This window comes from Bacillus sp. SIMBA_005 (assembly GCF_046535585.1).
GTDB classification, from domain to species: domain Bacteria; phylum Bacillota; class Bacilli; order Bacillales; family Bacillaceae; genus Bacillus; species Bacillus pumilus.
The window spans coordinates 33862-51200 of the sequence record NZ_JAWRWI010000006.1 but is presented as its reverse complement, the minus strand read 5'-3'; the positions used below and the strand labels follow the sequence as shown (position 1 = coordinate 51200).

Sequence of the window (17339 nt, the reverse complement as noted above, 5' to 3'; positions counted from 1 at the left end):
TTTGTCTACACGCTGAACCTCCTTTTTCATAAAAGGAGGTTTTCAGTCTGTGTATTATCCAAATCGAACAGGCACAAGTGAAGGAATCAAATACTCTCCGACAATGCCCCAGAGCAATGCAATGATGACAAGCTCCACCAATAAAAAGATCCAGCCGGCATACATCAAATCACCGCGCACCGCTTCATGCTCCGATTGAATTGAGCGAAACAGCACGACCGCAATCAACTGGAGACCAAAAAACATCATCACAGATAAAATGACCGTCACATATGGAATATTCAGCATGGCAAATACAAGCCAAAGGATCGATAAAACCAAAACCGGTACAAGTGCGGCACCAAACTTCATGATCACTTCTTTCAGTGATATGTTTCCTTTTAACATGTATTTTCCGAGTAACCAGACGGTCAGCATCATCAATGTGAGCAGAATGAGTGTAAAAACCGCTACCCTCAAAAAGGCGTCACCAAAAGAGTAATGAATGCCAAAGCCTAATAAACGAGTCTTTGACGCCTTTAATTGAACATAGTTGCCTAAAGCAAAAAACACGCTGAATAACACAATCGAGATCCAGGCGTACTTCATCCGTAATGTTTCCGCTTGATTGATGGCCCGGCTCGGTGATTTTAACATCGCAAGTCCATATGAGCCATAGCGCTTAAACGCGCCTCCTACACCTTGCAGCATGCGCTGAATGGTAGAACGCTCATCATCCGCTGCCGCTTTTACTTTCGACGTTCTTCCACGTTTTGCGGCGCTTCTGCTAAGACGGGATTGTCTCGTTTCTTGATCTATTGATGGCTCTTCATTTTTTACGTCTGATGTACTTTGCTCTTCATCTTTTTCTAACATCTCATATCAACTCCTATCCAGCACAATCCTTACAGGCTCATACGAATGACCTGTAAGGATGACTCCTCTTAAAGTAGCGGAGTCTCTCTGTTCAGTCAAGATTCCTTGACGTTCATACGAATAGACGGCTAAAGGGCATCAGAGGTTTTAAAATGGCAAGAAAATTAGGGCAAAACAAAAAAACAGCAGCTCCATGAGCTGCTGTTTCAGGCGAACCATTAATGATTTAAGAAAGCAAAGTAGAGAATAAAGATCACAAACAATCCGTACATAATCGGATGTACTTCTTTGGCTTTCCCTTTAAAGATCATCGTAATCGGGTAGAAAATAAAGCCAACCGCAATCCCTGTTGCAATACTGTATGTGAGTGGCATCATAATCATCGTTAAGAATGCTGGTACGGCGATTTCAAAACGATCCCATGCAATCTTCGCAAGCGGAGCGACCATCAGTGCACCAACAATGATTAAAGCAGGTGCTGTCACATTCGATGTAACGATGGATAAAAGCGGTGAGAAGAACATCGCAAGCAAGAAGAAAATACCTGTCACGACAGCTGCAAATCCTGAACGCGCACCAGCAGCAACACCTGAGCTAGATTCAACATAAGATGTTGTCGTCGATGTTCCAAGAACAGAACCTACAACAATTGAAGATGAATCCGCTAGAAGTGCTCTTCCTGCACGCGGCAGCTCATTATTTTTCATTAAACCAGCTTGGGTTGCAACAGCCACAAGCGTTCCTGCTGTATCAAAGAACCCAACGAATAAGAACGTTAAAATCACGACAAGCATTTGAATCGAGAAGATGTCTGGCAAGTGAATCAAGGCTTGTCCAAAGGTTGGAGATAAGCTTGGAATACTTCCCACAATTTGCGTCGGTACTGGGACAAGACCAACAATCATTCCTGCAATAGCTGTCACAAGCATCCCAATGAAGACACCTGCATTCACTCGCAGAACCATTAAAATGACAGTCACCACGATACCAAAAACCGTTAATAAGACAGGACCACTATGAATGTTCCCAATGGAAACGAGCGTATTATCGTTATTGGCAATTATGCCAGAGCCTTGCAGACCGACAAACGTAATGAATAGACCAATACCTGCACCAACCGCCAGCTTTAGCTCAGCCGGAATGGCATTGATGATTTTTTCACGGAAACCTGTTAAAGAAAGGGCAACGAAAATCAATCCTGAAACAAATACACCAGAAAGTGCTGCTTCCCATGTGATGCCCATGCCAAGAACAACCGAAAAGGCAAAAAAGGCATTCAAGCCCATACCTGGGGCAATCGCAATTGGATACCTGGCAATCAGCCCCATCAGAATACACCCTGTGGCAGAGGCTAACGCCGTCGCAGTAAAGACAGCGCCCTGATCAATTCGTAATTTATCTGGAAAATCCGGTACCGACACTAAAGCAAGTGTGATCGGATTGACAAACAAAATGTAAGCCATCGACAAAAATGTGGTTAAACCACCGATGATTTCTCTGCGGTAATTCGTTCCTAACTCATCAAATTGAAAAAACTGTTTCAAGCCAACTGACTCCCTTCATGTCCTTTTGCTTTAGTCTGCCCCATTCACAAGTCAAATAAAAAACGCCCCAACAGTTTTGGGACGCTTGACTACATATGTGAATTCAGACGATGACATAAAACAAGAACAATGCATGATTTATATCAAACGAGTGTGAATTGACGTAGTCAAGCTATTTACGGTAGCTTGGTAGAAACTTGCGGGCCATATCCCCGCCATTATACGACTTCTATCTATTTGATTTCTGTGTCTATTGTACCAACTTCATTTTTAAAAGACAATATGAAAAGCGAACATTTTTCAAAGAAATGTCCGCTTCATTCGTATTATTACACGAATTTGGAAAATCACATCTAGTTCTTGTTACTTCTTATCTAAATATTCGAAATTGCTAAGAAACATAGAAAGCATGAAAAAAGATAAACTTTCTAACAGGAAAAAAATCAAGCTATACTATTTCAAAAATTTAGCGCATCACTTTTTAATTAATTCAATACGGTACAATTTATCTTCATTAAAGAAAAATTCTAGGAGAAGCTGTTCATCTTTATCTTGATACTGAATACCTGTTTCATACCCTTCTACAAACCAAAGGTTTTTGTATTCTTTCCCATACATTTTTATTACATCCTGAAACGTATCAAAAATCTTAATACCTTTAGATGTTTTAATTTTTTGGTCTTGTGATTGGTTAGTAATGGAGATTATATTATCATCTTTATTAGATGTTACTAAAAAATCCTCATCCCCCTTTTTTGAATATACGAATTCATTATCAGATGAAAATTGATCACTTTTCTTAAGTATATGATTATCAATCTCTTGCCCAATTTTAAAACCGCCTAATGATTCGTCTTTAAGAGATACTGAATGAAAATTCACAAAAAATAATACATAAAGAACAATTATTATTGTTAAAAACAAAACACTTATTATTGAAATTAATTTCAAACTTAAAAACTTCTTAAAAAACATAAAAGAAATTAAAAATATTAATACTAAACCTGTAATAATAAAAACTCCCAAAATTCTGATCTTCCTCCTTGTTATTTACTAGGTGAGAACCAACCTGTATGTTTATGATAGAGTCTTGAATGCTTAGCAATATTAGGAGAACATTTTCCAGCTGTACTTTTATTCTTAGTCGAGCAGTAAGGGCTATTGGTATAATCTTTTAAACATTTAAAACTTCTAGCTAATGCTACATCACAATCACTTTGAAAAAAATTGATGTTTGCTTTAACAGGATGCTTCGTTTTACTGTAATATCTACCATCTCCAGTAAATCCATTAAACCTATTACAATGTACATATGCTCCACGCTTAGGTTTTTGTCCGTTTTTCAGTCCACCAATTTGTACTTCACCGTCTCCTTCTACCTGCTCTTCTATTGACTCTTCTTCGCCCCCCATATTCTTTATTATACCAGTTAAGTCAACATTTTCATAAATAACTGTTTCGTTTTTTTGTTTATTAATTTCAATTGACTTGGTCTTTACATCACTTGTAAGGATATTTTTAACAGACACATCAACATCTTCTGTATCATTTAGTTCAAAAACAGCTTCTCCATTAGAATCAGTTTTTGCTTTTTCACCATCAACTTCAATTTCCTCACCTTGATAAGTCACTACTCTTTCTAATTGTTTTAAATCTTCATTTAAGCTCCATCCACCATCAGTATAAGTTTTAATAACAGACTCTGGCATACTTTCTTCAATAGGTAGAATTTGCTTAACAATTTTTTTAACTTTTAATTCTACTCCATTTACTTCTTCTGCGTTTACATTTAGCGGTAAAAACAATCCTGATAAAAATATAATTAATATTAAAAACTTAAGTTTAGACATACATACTTCACCTCATATTTTTATAATTCGGTTGACCATAACCAATCTGTGAATCTCTTTCTGTTTTTCCTGCTAGAACTACTAATTTTTTATATAATTCAGTATTGTTTTTAATGAAAAAACAATTCTTCATATTAGCTATAAATGCTGTTAAAATAGCAGCTGAAACAGAAGTTCCCTCTATTTGCTCTCCATCTATATAACTTTTAATTTGAACAGGCATAACAAAATCTATATAACCATAATTTGAATTAATCCACTTTTCTCCTGTATCTTTTATGCCTCCAACACTTAAAACTTTTGTATTAGATGAGGGGTAGTTATTTTTTTTTAGACCTTGATTTCCAGAAGAGCTTACAAGTGCGACATTTTTGTTATACAGCTGCTCTAAGAGTTGATCAATTTTTAAATCTCCAGATTTTAAATAAAAACTCATATTCACAACATCATAGTCTTTACCAAGAATTGTTTTTAAATTTTCCCAAACCAAATCTTTTGAAATTTTTCCTTTTTCATCTGATATAACAAATAAATCAATTTTAGTATTTTTTGTTGTGAGAGAACTTACAATAGACAATATCTCATCAGAATGTGTCTTGCTTTTTAGAGAAGTATCTATATTTATTTCATCAGCATAATTAATTCCTTCTATACTATTAAGTGTATCTAGAATTGCAACTCTGATATATTCCTCATTTTCACAACTAGGCATTTCAAGACTTTCAATCCCACCAACTTTTTGAGTTTTTTTTAACTTCACTAAATCTCTTTCATTAAAACTTAAATAGACGATACTACCAACAAATAATACAAATATAAAAAAAAATATTTTACTTTTTGATATCATAATTATTCATTAAATTATTTAAAAGTTTAGCACGAATATTATTATAGTTTTTACTGAAGTAAACATTTAATATCATTGATTTGTTTTTTTTCACATTATATAAATTTTTATTTACACTTTGAGTTTTGTATAAATATATAATTTGATGTTTACTACCGTGGTTATGCGATGATTCATGACTAATATTCGAATCATTCATATTATGTTTGTATTCACCTTGCTTCATTTCGGTGAAATCTATTCCATATTCATTATAACTAGAAAAAACTTCTTCATTTTCTCCATTTATATCTAAATCTTCAGCTATTTTGTTTATTTGTTTCCCTTTCTCTAATTCACTTTCAAACTCCGAAAGTTGATTATGCTCTCCTTCAAAAACCTTTATTTTAGAAATCTTTGTCCCAAATGATTGTTTTTCCTCTTCCAAAAAATTCTCAATTTCTTCCTCTGTTATTAACTGAAATTTTTGAGCTAGGAATTTAACCTTGAGATATTCATCTACATATTCTTTTGTATCTTTGTCAGATAGGTTTTTTTTTGTAGAATCAGCTAATTTTATGTAAGGAAACTGAAGAATTCTATCTTTATCCGCTATTTCGCCTTTTTCTTTTATGAATTGCTGATCAATTAAACTAGAGTTGATAAGATTATCAACTGCTGTATCATAGGGTTTGCCTAGCAATTTTTTTTGAACATCTTTCATTGTTAATTCTTCCTCGCCTATTTTAGCTACCACTTGATTTTCTTTTTTATAATTTTTAAGTATCATCCCTCCTAAAATTAGAACAACTACTAATAAACACGCTTCAATAACATAATGAATTTTTTTAATCATACTAACCTCACATTTTTAAATCTACAATATCATCATTTTTTTGAAAAAACAACATTATTTGGGTAAATTTTAAATAAAATCTATATTATCTCACTTTGATTACTATGTATATTATCACGTATTACTTTAATAATCCGCTTAATAAAAATAAGGATTACAACAATATAATTTATTATAATTTACCATCAATATTTTTATATTCAAGAAATCCCTCCAAAAAGAAAAGAAGAATGACAAAAATAAAGGCTTGACTGAGGAATGAAGGAATTTTCTATTGTAAAGCATGCATGTGCAGAACAAAAAACATCGCATAGTGGATAAACAATCTTTTTCCAGCGACACATGCTGAAAGACTGATCTTAAAACAAGCAACTATCGAAGATACTGAGGACAAGCGCACATCTACTTATCAAAATGAAACCGCGTGCCACCAAAGTGGCATTAATACTAGGATTACAAATAAAATCAATGAAAACTGATATTTATTTCATTTATAAATCCGCATTCAGATTATGTTGCTTAGCTTAATTCGATTGATAAGCTTGACCAGCAAATGGAATATGTAATGTCACAAAAAAAGCTGATCCCAAAGCTGACTGTGATAACAAACCTTTTTATTTCAGCAATTACTTTGGTGCACTGATTATGAACCAAATTCTAAACCGCAACTTTATCTCGATCGTTAAAACTTGCTCTGTGGAAAAAATGAATTTCTTTATTATTACTTTTAATCATTCTAAAAAACAAACTTCTGATATCCATATCAATCATAAGTTTAAAAAATCCCCTACTGTCACCCAATGTAATGGAATTTCACTATTACCACATTAGTTGAGTTCGGGTCTTTATTTATTTTCTCAAGTTTATTGAGATGTTACCACTTGAATTCTTTCAATAATTACGCTTCTAGAAAAAGTTCGTCGAACAATGTTTCCTTCTTCTTTTTAATTCTATGTCTATTGATTCAAATACCAACTTCATTTTTAAAACACAATACGAAAAGCGAAAATTTTTCAAAGAAATGTCCGCTTCATTCGTCTTATTACACGAATTTGGAAAATCACATCTAGTTCTTTATACACCCTTCCCCAAATCCTTCTCTTTTGCAAATACCGTTTCAGCTACACGAAAAAACTCTTTCACTGCCGGAGAAGCTTGGGAGAGAGACGGACAGGCGAGCGCAACCTCACGATGATGAGAGACATTCAACTGTCGAATGTGCACAAGCTGCTGCGTTTTTAAAAACAGCTCAGGACCTATCGTGACACCAAGCCCTTCCCCAACCATACGAGCAATGGTCGTACAATCGTGTACTTCAAATAAAGTAGCTGGCTTCAATTGAGCCTCAGAAAAAATATCCTCTACATGTGATTGATACATGCCAGTCGGCATAATAAATGGTTCATCCGCCAAATCTGTGATGTCTACAATGGACTGCTGGTGAAAACGATGATTTGGATGATAGGCGACCACCATCTCATCTTTGATCAGCGGCAGCAAGTCAAAGGCTTCATCTGCATGACCTTTCACAACAAAACCAACATCAATGATGCCAGAGTCTAACCACTCCAATATTTCTTCATACGTTCCCTCATAAAATTTAAAATCGATTTTCGGATGCTTTTTCTGATAGCTCACAAGCAGCTTAGGCAATAAACAAGCTGATGCACTGGCAAAAGTTCCGATACGAATCAAGCCCGTTTCGATATTTTTCGTTAACGCAATCTCCTGCTGGATCTTCTCCACCCTATTTAACACTTCTCTAATATGCGGGAGAAGCGTTTGACCAATATCTGTCAGCATGATGCCCTTTTTTCGATCACGAATGAATAAGGACACCCCCCACTCCGTTTCTAAACTCGCCACCGCATGACTTACCGCGGACTGCGTCATATTTAATGCTTCAGCTGCTGCGGTAAAACTGCCAAGCTCGACCACTTTTGCGATAATATCAAAGCGAACAAAGCTCATGAGTATTCCCTCATCTCCTTCATGAAAAACATCAATTTTACTTATGTTAGCACGGAATTTAAACTAAATACAACGTATCAAATTGAAGGAAGGGTTCAAAAATGAAAAACACATCCTATCAGCTATTGATTATTCTTTTAGCTGTCGGTTCATTCGTCACAGGCACGTCAGAATTCGTCGTGTCAGGCATTCTTGATATGATTTCTGTTGATTTAAACATCTCTATTCCTGCTGCCGGGCAGCTTATCACCATTTACTCTCTCTTTTATGCAGTAGGTGCTCTCTTTTTAGTCATGGCAACATCGAAATTGAACCGAAAAAAGGTTCTGTTATCGGCTATTTTTGTGTTTATTTTAGGCAATGTGGTCGCCTTTTTTAGTCAACACTTTGTGCTGCTCCTGCTATCCCGAGTCATCATGGCCATGAGTGGCGGCTTATATATTGTCGTCGCCACGAATTATGCAGCGCAGATCGCCCCTCCAGAAAAAAAGGGAAGTGCGATGGCAACGGTCATTACTGGTTTTACCGTTTCACTCGTACTTGGTGTCCCTATTGGCACATTTCTATCAGGTCATGTGGATTGGCACTATATTTTTCTCATCATTGCACTAGGTACTGCTTGTCTTTTACTACTGCTTTATCAATTACTGCCACGCATGGAGGGACATTCACATCTGCCATTGAAGCAGCAATTACATCTCCTTCAAGATCGCAGGGTGATCAGCGGATTAGCCACGACCGTCTTTTGGATCTTAGGCTACACAATGGTATTCGCTTATATCTCGCCTTTATTACGACAGACTGCTGGCTTCTCTCTTGAAATGACAAGTATCGCCTTACTCATTTTAGGAATCGCTGCTTTTATAGGCTCACGATTTGGCGGCTTCGCCGTTGATCAATGGGGACCAAGCCGAACCATCTCGATCAGCATCATGATCCAGATGCTCGCTCTCTTTGCCATATTCTTTACGCAATTCTCTACAATAAGCATCTTGATTACGCTTGCCATATGGGGCATCGCTACATGGACGACAACTCCGGCGAAACAGTTTTACCTCATCTCTCTAAAACCCCAAGCATCAGAAACCGTGCTGAGTTTTAATACAGCGATTATGAATATCGGCATGATGCTCGGATCGTCAATGGGCGGTGTGATTATACAATATACAAATGTCACGAACTTAAGCTGGATTGGCGGTTTAGCCAGTTTTGTCGCATTCATGTTGATTCGGTACTCGTTCCATCGTCATCGGCTGGTCCAAAAGCAGACAAAGAGCGAACATGTATAACCATGTTCGCTCTTTTATTTATTGACTAGCTTTTGATGTTTCTTTTTTGACTGGAATGGTTACCTTTATTTCTTTGTGCGGTGCCAACATATTCAGTTCTGACAAATCAAGATAAAGACCATATTCTTTAAAAGAAAAATGGTTTAATGATAAAGTCTCTAGATTCTTATCATCAAATTCAAAGGTGGATTGCATGGAAGCTGTCTTTAAATTCGTCACTTTCGCATGGTTCCCCTTCAAGTAATATCCGCTTTCATAGTCTGCTTGTGGATCGGGCCATGATTTCATCTTTTCAACATCGCCTAATCCAATGAATTCACCTATATTCTCCATCACATCCTGATCTAATTCTTTTTGATCTACTCCAGTAAATTGATAATCAACGATCACAGAACGGTCTTTTTGCTCTATCTTATTGATTTTGATTCCGATGCCATGGTGTTTTGTTTTGAACTGAATAGGCAGCTTTGTCTGAAGAGGAATGATGTGGCTGTATTCTCGTTCGTTTCTCACATCCGTGTAAAATGTCAATTCAGTCGCCTTTGGATTAATCGGTTGATTCAAAATCGTCAAATGATCTTTTCTAGTTTTGTCAGAAGTCAGTTGTTTCTTTCTTAAAACGGTTCCAATCTCAAGCTGATACTCATTTCCTAAATTATCTTTCATTCCATCTATACTGACTTTATCATCTTTGGCAAAACCATTGTAATCAATGGCATATTGAATAGCAGAGCCATTCACTCCATTTTCTACCTTTACGTTTCTTATTTGATAACGTCCATTTAAAATAGACACGTCTTTTTGTCCCGCTAATAAAGTGGTTTTTTGCTTGACCACAGGTAACTTGAAGCGCCAATTTCCTACAATATCCCCAATCTTCGAAATAACAAGCGGTACTTGTTGACCTTGTTTGATCGTTTGTCCATTTGTATAGACTTCCGTCTGCCCAACATAGCGGCCATCTTTTAATTTTTTTAACTCTGTTTTATCAAAATTCAGTTGAAAGTTTCCATCGATTTTTTCTGGATTCACTCTAAACGATACAACATCTTCTTTTGTATGGAAATTCTCCACAGTAAACGTATAAACAAGCCGCCCTGCATCATAGTACACACTGTTTACTTTCACAGTAACCCCTCTTGATTCAGCCCCCTCATTGACGTGCTTCACCAAATCACTCTGAAAAAGAGACATTCCTACTTTATCGTGAAACATCATATAAAACTGTCCAATAATCGGGACACGTGCCATCGCTGTATTAAGAGAAGGAAAAAGGAAGCCTGATGAAAAATAAAGAACGATTAGTATGATGACAGAATATATTGGCGTTCTCCAATTCCATGTGAACCAACGTCTTTTCTTTTCCGCTTTCACATCTCCTATTGCTTGGCGAATTGCAGAGGTTACTTCAACCTTTGGTACTTCAATCTCATCATAAAGCTTTTTCATTTCTTTTCGTTCCATCGACACTCTCCTCCTTTTCCAACGTTTGCTTTAATAACTTTCTTGCTCGATACAAATGAGTTTTGACCGTTCCTTCAGGCAACCCCATCTGTTTAGAAATCATCGAAATCGAATAATCTTGAAAATAAAATAGCTGAATCACAATCTGGTATTGCTCGTCTAACACATCAAGTGCATGTTTTAAATCTAGCTTGTCTTCCAGAAAATCATTCCGCTCAACGCTTTCGTGCTGCTGATCAAACGGAACAACATCTTGCTGCTTTTTCTTCATCGCAAAAATTGTATGAATCAAAATCCGAGTCAGCCAGCTAGAAAAATAAGCTGGTTCTTTCAAGCCAGATAGATGCTTAAACGCTTTAAATACCGTCTCCTGAACAGCATCTAACGAATCCTCTTTATTTCTTGTGTAGAGAAAAGCCGTTTTATATAAACGCTCCTGATACATCAGCATTAATTTCTCAAATGCCGGGACATTCCCTTTTTGTGCTTTTTTAATTAGACGCACATGCTTCATCTCACTCACACCTCCTACACCTGTTAGAGCAAGCTTTCTCTCAAACGGTTTCAACAAACGGAAATTTCTTTTACTTAGCATATGTCGGATAAAAATAGAGAAAGTGAAGATTGGAGTCGAAAGTGCAACTTGAACTTTTGATATAATGGAAGAAATATCTACAAAAAGGAGTATGTCGATTGTTTCGATTCGAAGAACCCACGTGTGCTAGCTGTAAGAAAAAGATAGAAGGAAACGAAGAAGTGTACGTTAAGCTGATCTATCCAAAGAGAAGAGGAATGACAGAGGTGAAGGCTTGGCTGAGAAATGAAGGGGTTTTTTATTGTCAGGCATGTACAGAACAAAAGACATCTCATGGAGGATAACCAAATGAACAAAATCAACTTTCCACAATCATTTCCAACCATACATACCGAAAGACTAATCTTAAAACAAGCAACGATCGAAGACGCTGAGGATATGCATATCTATTTATCCAATGAAACCGTGTGCCGCTACATGGGCATTGATGCTCATAAATCCATCGAAGACACAAAAGGAGAAATCAAGTGGTATGACAATATCTTCAAAGAACAAACAGGCATCCGCTGGGGCATTTCTTTAAAAGAAGATCCTGCGATCATCGGCAGCTGCGGCTTTCTCAATCTAGAAAAACAGCACTACCGCACCGAAATTGGCTATGAATTACACCACGATCATTGGAGAAAAGGCATCATGAAGGAAGCGATTGCTGCGGTGTTACGATATGGATTTCAGGAGATGAACCTGAACCGGATTGAAGCCATCATTGATCCAGCAAACACGTCCTCTGTTCAATTATTGGAGAAGATTGACTTTGTACGAGAAGGTTTATTGAGAGAGTATGATTTTGGTCAGAATGGGTTTGATGATGTGTATATGTATGCGATTTTGAAGAAGGACTACGAATAAAACAAATGAAAACGGATATTCATTTCATTCAAAAGCCGCAATCAGAATATGTTTCTTTTCACATTTATGAGCTTAGTTCGACGATTGAAAAGCTTGTCCAGCAAGTGGAGCAATCAGCCCCCTTCTTCCTAGCGAAAGATCCTGAGAAAGAAAACACGAAAAAGATTTATTATTACGACATCTTATATATAGAAAGCGTGGATAAAAGATCGTTTTTGTATACGACAGATGGGGTGTTTCTCATAAAAGAAAAGTTATTTGAACTCGAAGAGCAACTTGAGGCGCATGACTATGTCAGGATTTCGAAATCGATGATTCTTAATATTGATTATATCGCGGCTATTTCTCCTAAAACGAGCGGCCGTTTCGAAGCAAACCTGACAAATGGAGAAAAAGTGATGATTTCACGTTTTTATATTCAAGCATTAAAAGAGAAGCTTGGGTTACGGAGGAAGTGAACAGGATGAAACGTTATATCACAAATCTTTTGATCACATTTTGTATGATCTTTACTGCACTCGTATTGATTTACTGTTTCACGTTTGGAACGATGCCCATCTATATTTTACAAGCCATCATGTTCAGTTCCTTTTTTTCAAGCGCCCTGACCTTCTTGCTATATCCAAAACAAACGTACAGTCATAAACGGATTCTTTTTCAACAAATTCTATATATCGTCCTTGTGATGTGTATGATTATGACCACCATCATCATCGTCAGCGCTGAAATCAGTCTCCTTTCGTTCATCGTGAATTTCCTTGTGGTCATGGCATTATTCTTTTTGATGAAGTACCTATTGTATAAAAAAGATCAAGCAACTGCTGAGGAAATCAACGAACTTTTAAAGCAGCGAAAGAAACGAACAACATCTTAAAGTGCATCTTAGGGCTAAATATTGACATGTTAGGAAGATTTAATTGTGACTTCTGCTTGATTCCACTATTCTGACGTTAGAGGAGGAATCAAAACATGAAACCAATCACAATCATTCGAAAATCAGTACTTCTACTGTTGTTTTCTTTAATCATCCCAACAAGTGCAGGCGTCTATATATCCATCAAAGAAGTAACCGATCCAACGAACATCTATCTCATCAATGGCTGTGCGATGCTGGCTGGGTGTCTTTTACTTCTATTCATTATTCAAAAAAGTCGTTTTCACTTGAAAGAAATAGGGTTTCGAAAAGGGTCTCTTGGTATGTGGATATTTCCCATCCTTATCATCGAGGCCATTCCATTTATTGCTGGATTAAATAAGGATCTAACCCTTTCTTCCTTTATAGCACTTTGTTTCTTCATGGTGTGTGTCGGTCTGTTTGAAGAAGGAATCTTTCGAGGCATCCTGTTCCAATATTTAAAACAGATCAATCTGAGTACCGCCATCTGGGGATCTGCCGTACTATTCGGCCTTGGTCATTCTGCTAATCTACTAAGCGGAAAAAGCCTCACATTAACAGTGGCACAAATCTTATTCGCCTTTTTATTTGGATTCGTTGCAGCTGAAATTGTGGCACTCACTAACAGCCTGCAATGGGTCATCATGTGGCACGCGGTGCATAATATCGTGGATCAAATGACAAGTGGAAATACGCCTGTTGGAATGCAAATGCTTTTACTATCCATTCAATGTGTCATCTTGCTTGTGCTTGCGGTGGTGTTGTGGAGAAGATTAAGAATGGAAAAAGTGTTCGCTAGATAAGGAAAAGAGGAGAAAAAATGAAGAAAAACACATGGATAGAAGGCTGGTTTGAAAAATGCGAAGAACTTGAAACCAAGCCATGGGAATGGGATTTTAAACAAAGTTATATCAAAGAACCGATATCAAAAGATAAATCATCAATTGAGTTAATACTAGATTATAAAAGTCGTAAACTCAAAGAAATTGGGATCTGTAATGTCACCAAAAAAGCTGGTCGCAAAGCTGACTGTGATAAAGAACCTTTTTATATTTATCAATTACTTTGGAGCACGGAATATGAGCCAAAGCCTAAATCTCAGCTTTCTTTAGATCGTCACAATTTGCTCCGTGGAGAAACAATGAATTCGTTCATTACGACTTTCAATCATTCTAAAAAAATAAATTCGGATAGTCATCTCAAACTTGAGTTTGAAAAATTCGCTACTTCCACCCACTGCATTGGAAATTTCACCGTATTACCACATTGGATGAATTCGGGTCGTTATTTATTTTCTCAAGATTATTGGGATGTGACGATGTATTCACTTTTTGAATTCTTTCAACCATTAGGATGTTGGAAACAGTTCGTCGAACGATATTTCCTTCAACCTTATGTGAATAATGATGAAGAATGGACAGTGAGTGAATTTTGGAAAGGACATTTTGATAGCATAGGAAATTACAATCATTTAAAACCTCAAAATGAACAAGAATTAAGTGAGTACCTACATAAAGTAAATCTTAGGATTGAAGAACGAGGCAAATGGATCATCAAAAAAGTCTGTGAAGAATTGAAGTTACAACATTTCACATTTTATAATGAACTAAAAGATAAACAAATTCGATTTTCAAACGAAATGAAATAAACCTTAATGAGCGAGCTCAGTGTTCGCTTTTTTATTTTCTAAAAGGAGGTCCGAAAAACAGAAAAATTAGATCATAACAAAAAGCCGATATACTTAACATCATGTTACCGTGCTTATTCACTCATGTAATCTTTTTTTATTATGTTATATATTTCCCAATCAACAACCTCTTTGCCAGACCATAAAACAGCTTGTCTAAGCAGCCCTTCTTTGATAAAACCATTTTTCAAAAGGGCTTTATTTGATACCTCGTTTGCCGGCTTGACCTCCGCTTGAATTCTATTGATATCAATCTCTTCAAACATAAATTTCACTAGTTTAGGGACCCCCTTCTGTTGCAATGCCCTTACCCCAATATTCCTCCGCCAAGAAATAACCAATCGTCACCGCATTCATTTTTTGATTGAAGTCCGTTGTTTCGATTATGCCAGCTAGCATATGAGGCTTGTCCTTAAATATTTTCTATTAAATTTGGTATCAAAGGTTTGCTTTCTATGGGTGATGATAAGGAAATCAATGTAGTGGAATTCCCATACTTCATACTCTCATTTTCAAATAATTCAAGATCCCTTATAGATTCGGCTACTACTTTAATCAAATAATTGAATTCTCCGCTAATTCGGTGACATTCTACTACTTGTGAAGCCTCCTTACAATAATCAACAAAATGATTGCATGTGGTGGTTCGGAAAAGGATAAAAGCCACTATGGGTTTTCCAATTTTCTCATTTGAAATGACAGCACTATACCCCTTTATCACCCCTTGCTCTTCTAATCTTTTCACTCTTTCCGTAACTGCTGGTTGAGACAGCCCTATCAATCTTCCAAGGGAAGTCATTGACAACCTAGCATCTGACTGTAAACACTCTAATATATTTCTATCAATACTATCCATGTAATAATCCCTCCATATCATTAGATGATACTGACATTTCACCATAACTATTTAGAATGATAAGCTCTAAAAATCATTATATAATAATTCAAAACCAATATCATTGAATTTCCTTAATTTCAAAGTTAAATACATACTAATACCTTGATTATCATATGTAAAACTCAACTACCTGTTAGTATAATTGATTTCATTAACTAATCAGGAGGGCTTTTACAAATGGATAACCATTTTAATTTAACTAAACCAAATCAAAAACCTTATACATCACCTTCAGAACGTCTACCTTGGGCTGGCTTAATTGCACTTGCTATGGCTGGATTCATATGTGTTCTTACGGAAACAATGCCAGCAGGTCTATTGATACCGATCAGTGAAGGACTTGGTGTGTCAGAATCCCTAGCAGGTCAACTTGTTACGGCTTATGCTTTGGGCTCACTCATTGCAGCTATTCCACTTACAGCAGCAACACAAAGTTGGCGTAGGAAACCATTGCTTCTTTTATGTATGACTGGATTCCTTGTATTTAACACGATTACAGCCCTTTCTTCTAGTCTGACTTTAACTCTAATCGTTCGTTTCTTTGCGGGTGTAACGGCGGGAATACTGTGGGGAATGACAGCGGGATACGCACGGCTGATGGCACCGAAGTCATTGAAAGGTAAAGCTATGGCTATAGCTATGATTGGTACTTCTTTTGCATTAGCTTTTGGTCTACCTGTTGGGACATTTCTTGGCTCCCTTGTTGGTTGGAGAACTGTCTTTGGTATCATGTCATTACTAGCTGTATTATCAATTTTATGGATTTTCTGGAAAATACCAGACTTCCCTGGACAAACTTCAGAAAAGCGAACGAGCCTATTCAAGGTGTTTATTACTCCTGGTGTTCGTCCCATTCTATTTGTTGTGTTGGCTTGGGTACTTTCCCATAATATACTTTATACTTACATTGCACCATATCTATCAGAAGCAGGCCTTTCCCAGCGGGTTGATTTGGTCTTACTCATTTTTGGCGTTACATCTTTAATTGGAATCTGGATGATAGGTATATTCATTGAACGAATATTACGTACTTTGGTTTTAATGAGTCTTGCTGGGTTTGGATTGGCATCATTAGCGTTAGGTATCGGAATTAGTCAGCCTGCAATCATTTATGTTGCGGTTGCTTTATGGGGATTAACCTTTGGGGGAGCAGCAACACTCACACAGACAGCAATAGCAGATCATGCGAAACAAGGTACTGATCTTGCTCAATCTATGCTTGTTACTGTTTGGAACCTGGCTATTGGCGGCGGGAGTGCAATTGGAGCCATTCTGATGGAATCATTTGACGTAAGTTCTATTCCATTGGTCATGGTATTCCTCATTGCACTTGGATTACTAGTAGTGTTTCGTGCAAATGTTTATGGATTTCCTTTAAAAACGAAAAAGAGTTAGAATCCTCTTATTTCAGTAAGTGGCTTCACCTTCATATCGGTTCATATACTTCTCTTCATTTACGATACGATTGAGATTTAGATGCCTACGTTGCTGTTCCATATCGTTTTGACAGAATAAATAAGAGAAAAAACCTGCCTTCAGCGTGAATCACACTTTGAATCGACCAGACTCATATCCGACGCTTCAATTTCATGTATTTTAGATGGCTTTCATATTCACCTATACGAACAACAGGAAGGTACAAAATTTTCTTATTTATTTCTTAAAATGCTTTTCCCCGTTCTTTGATCTTGCAACATAGCACAAAAAGTCAAGTTTCTAAAAGATGATTTCCGCTATACTAAACTCGTAAAGCAAGGAGG

At 36.7% G+C, this 17339-nt stretch carries 18 protein-coding genes, 1 pseudogene and 1 riboswitch; of the genes and pseudogenes, 8 read left to right on the top strand and 11 right to left on the bottom strand.

Annotated features, from left to right (window positions below):
• Nucleotides 1-54: 54 nt before the first annotated feature.
• The 7 genes from SB660_RS11435 to SB660_RS11405 all read right to left on the bottom strand — a co-directional run bounded on the left by SB660_RS11435 (nt 55) and on the right by SB660_RS11405 (nt 7902).
• The gene (locus SB660_RS11435) at nt 55-855 is read right to left on the bottom strand and encodes a hypothetical protein (RefSeq protein WP_339165092.1); all 801 of its coding nucleotides are present in this window, start codon (nt 853-855) and stop codon (nt 55-57) included.
• Nucleotides 856-1073: 218 nt separating this feature from the next.
• On the bottom strand, nt 1074-2399 hold the full coding sequence (locus SB660_RS11430; RefSeq protein ID WP_410582619.1) for an NCS2 family permease: 1326 nt from the start codon (nt 2397-2399) through the stop codon (nt 1074-1076).
• A gap of 144 nt (nt 2400-2543) precedes the next feature.
• Nucleotides 2544-2645: riboswitch (purine riboswitch) on the bottom strand.
• A gap of 228 nt (nt 2646-2873) precedes the next feature.
• Nucleotides 2874-3425: a hypothetical protein gene (locus SB660_RS11425; RefSeq protein WP_288160829.1), complete on the bottom strand. Its 552-nt coding sequence runs from the start codon at nt 3423-3425 to the stop codon at nt 2874-2876.
• Between the two features lie 20 nt (nt 3426-3445).
• Complete coding sequence (locus SB660_RS11420; protein ID WP_410582616.1) at nt 3446-4249, bottom strand: hypothetical protein; 804 nt, start codon at nt 4247-4249, stop codon at nt 3446-3448.
• A gap of 7 nt (nt 4250-4256) precedes the next feature.
• Nucleotides 4257-5009 (bottom strand): S8 family serine peptidase, encoded by a 753-nt coding sequence (locus tag SB660_RS11415; RefSeq protein WP_410582614.1) that lies wholly within the window; start codon nt 5007-5009, stop codon nt 4257-4259.
• 70 nt (nt 5010-5079) lie between these two features.
• On the bottom strand, nt 5080-5931 hold the full coding sequence (locus tag SB660_RS11410; RefSeq protein ID WP_410582612.1) for a hypothetical protein: 852 nt from the start codon (nt 5929-5931) through the stop codon (nt 5080-5082).
• Nucleotides 5932-7005: 1074 nt separating this feature from the next.
• Entirely contained in the window at nt 7006-7902 is an 897-nt protein-coding gene (locus SB660_RS11405) for a LysR family transcriptional regulator (protein WP_410582610.1), read from the bottom strand.
• 101 nt (nt 7903-8003) lie between these two features.
• Here SB660_RS11405 and SB660_RS11400 point away from each other — a divergent pair, with 101 nt between their 5' ends.
• Entirely contained in the window at nt 8004-9191 is a 1188-nt protein-coding gene (locus tag SB660_RS11400) for an MFS transporter (RefSeq protein WP_410582608.1), read from the top strand.
• An 18-nt stretch (nt 9192-9209) separates the two neighbouring features.
• Here SB660_RS11400 and SB660_RS11395 read toward each other — a convergent pair whose 3' ends face one another.
• Together SB660_RS11395 and SB660_RS11390 are read right to left on the bottom strand one after the other, a co-directional pair.
• The gene (locus SB660_RS11395) at nt 9210-10655 is read right to left on the bottom strand and encodes a DUF4179 domain-containing protein (RefSeq protein WP_180309466.1); all 1446 of its coding nucleotides are present in this window, start codon (nt 10653-10655) and stop codon (nt 9210-9212) included.
• A complete protein-coding gene (locus SB660_RS11390; protein WP_410582606.1) occupies nt 10624-11169 on the bottom strand; it encodes a sigma-70 family RNA polymerase sigma factor in 546 nt (181 codons plus the stop codon). The genes SB660_RS11395 and SB660_RS11390 overlap by 32 nt, the downstream gene beginning before the upstream one ends.
• Before the next feature lie 179 nt (nt 11170-11348).
• On the opposite strand from SB660_RS11390, the gene SB660_RS11385 reads away from it, so the two are divergent.
• The 6 genes from SB660_RS11385 (at nt 11349) to SB660_RS11360 (ending at nt 14642) form a co-directional block, all read left to right on the top strand.
• Nucleotides 11349-11534, top strand: a complete 186-nt coding sequence (locus SB660_RS11385; protein ID WP_410582604.1) for a Fe3+ hydroxamate ABC transporter substrate-binding protein — start codon at nt 11349-11351, stop codon at nt 11532-11534.
• A gap of 4 nt (nt 11535-11538) precedes the next feature.
• Nucleotides 11539-12099, top strand: a complete 561-nt coding sequence (locus SB660_RS11380; RefSeq protein ID WP_410582602.1) for a GNAT family N-acetyltransferase — start codon at nt 11539-11541, stop codon at nt 12097-12099.
• A 5-nt stretch (nt 12100-12104) separates the two neighbouring features.
• Nucleotides 12105-12557 (top strand): LytTR family DNA-binding domain-containing protein, encoded by a 453-nt coding sequence (locus tag SB660_RS11375; protein ID WP_410582600.1) that lies wholly within the window; start codon nt 12105-12107, stop codon nt 12555-12557.
• A 5-nt stretch (nt 12558-12562) separates the two neighbouring features.
• Nucleotides 12563-12973, top strand: coding sequence for a hypothetical protein (locus tag SB660_RS11370; RefSeq protein ID WP_058015543.1), 411 nt, complete (start codon nt 12563-12565; stop codon nt 12971-12973).
• Nucleotides 12974-13068: 95 nt separating this feature from the next.
• Complete coding sequence (locus tag SB660_RS11365) at nt 13069-13797, top strand: CPBP family intramembrane glutamic endopeptidase (RefSeq protein ID WP_410582598.1); 729 nt, start codon at nt 13069-13071, stop codon at nt 13795-13797.
• 17 nt (nt 13798-13814) lie between these two features.
• Nucleotides 13815-14642: a hypothetical protein gene (locus tag SB660_RS11360; protein ID WP_410582596.1), complete on the top strand. Its 828-nt coding sequence runs from the start codon at nt 13815-13817 to the stop codon at nt 14640-14642.
• 113 nt (nt 14643-14755) lie between these two features.
• Here the strand turns inward: SB660_RS11360 and SB660_RS11355 are convergent.
• Nucleotides 14756-15095: pseudogene (locus tag SB660_RS11355) on the bottom strand (GNAT family N-acetyltransferase); the annotation flags it as partial.
• Complete coding sequence (locus SB660_RS11350; protein WP_144525949.1) at nt 15094-15537, bottom strand: Lrp/AsnC family transcriptional regulator; 444 nt, start codon at nt 15535-15537, stop codon at nt 15094-15096. The gene SB660_RS11350 and the pseudogene SB660_RS11355, both read right to left, overlap by 2 nt.
• A 219-nt stretch (nt 15538-15756) precedes the next feature.
• On the opposite strand from SB660_RS11350, the gene SB660_RS11345 reads away from it, so the two are divergent.
• Nucleotides 15757-16974, top strand: a complete 1218-nt coding sequence (locus tag SB660_RS11345; RefSeq protein WP_058015546.1) for an MFS transporter — start codon at nt 15757-15759, stop codon at nt 16972-16974.
• The last annotated feature ends 365 nt before the right edge of the window (nt 16975-17339 follow it).